The following is a 1,221-nucleotide window of genomic DNA, read 5'->3' on the forward strand; positions in this document are numbered from 1 at the left end:
TAATCTTGGTGTACTCACAGGCTTTCACCCATGCTTTTTCAGCATTCCACCAATCTTGGCCAATACACAAAGTACGGAACTCGGCAAAGCTTGGCATGAAGGTTTTACCTGATGTACTCAGTAAAACCAAACCTCGTTGGAACTGGTGTGGCATTACACCTGCCAATGTGTTTGATGCAATCTGCTCAACCATATTCATTGGAATTGCATTTTTACCTTCTGCAGGAAAGTTTTTATTAAACTGAGTTGCGTAAATCGTTCTCAATGTTGCAATCAGCATTTTGATATCATTTTGGCAAATTAGATTATTCACGGTAAAAACCTCCTGCTATTGGTAAATTTTGGTCATCAGGTGTTACATCGATTACATTTGACTCTTGACGATCTACGAACATTTGAGAGAAATAACCTGGTTCTTCAGGTGTATTTGAGTTTTGAAAATGATTGGAGTGTGTTTCAGGTTTTGGTTGATATACCCCCTGATAACTCCCAATGATTGAGTTTTCCAAAGATTGATTTGCCAAGACACCATAAGACTCGAGTTTTTTCAAAATGAGTTTGACCGCATTTGCCGTCAGTGGTTTTTTAATGCTGATTCGCATATCAACAAATTGGTTCCACAAATCACGATCTATTGAATTTGGTAATTCAGTTGATTTCGGATCGTATGGGGTTTGTGTTTCCACTTTGGGTTGTTCAGAAACATGCTCACTTTTTTTATTTATTTTTTTATTCTTTGTAGAGTTGTTTTTGATAGTGATACTTTGTGTGTAAAAATTTTTTACTAGTAGAGGTAAAATATTTTTACTAGCGTAGTTAAAATTTTTTACTAGCAAAGGTAAAGATTTTTTACCCCCATTTGATTGATTTTCACCTAGTAAAATATTTTTACTAGGGAAATTGACCATCATTGCAATGCTTGTTTCATCACCTAATTTATAGGTATTTCCGTGGAACGTACTGGTCAATTCCACAACTAAACCAAACTTGATGAGTTCACGTAAACACTTGATCACTGTTGGGCGAGACTTACCCGTAATTTCTTCAAATTGAGTCAAAGAGATAGAATCCATCTCTTTATTCCAGCCACGCGTTTTACGACAAATAACTAGGTAGATTTTGCTTGATGCATCTGAAATCTTAGCTAAGACCTCATCTACAAAAGCATTAGGTACCTGAAATGAGTTGGGTACGAATTTACTCATGTGAAGCACCTTCCTT

Annotated in this window: 1 protein-coding gene and 1 pseudogene; both read right to left on the reverse strand. The window is 36.1% G+C overall.

All coding sequences use genetic code 11. From position 1 onward, the window contains the following. A pseudogene (locus C9E89_RS22645) lies at window positions 1–280 on the reverse strand (hypothetical protein); the annotation flags it as partial. Between the two features lie 25 nt (window positions 281–305). Then, a complete protein-coding gene (locus C9E89_RS22650; protein ID WP_107010310.1) occupies window positions 306–1,205 on the reverse strand; it encodes a replication protein in 900 nt (299 codons plus the stop codon). Window positions 1,206–1,221: the final 16 nt, after the last annotated feature.

The organism is Acinetobacter sichuanensis, from assembly GCF_003024515.2.
GTDB classification, from domain to species: domain Bacteria; phylum Pseudomonadota; class Gammaproteobacteria; order Pseudomonadales; family Moraxellaceae; genus Acinetobacter; species Acinetobacter sichuanensis.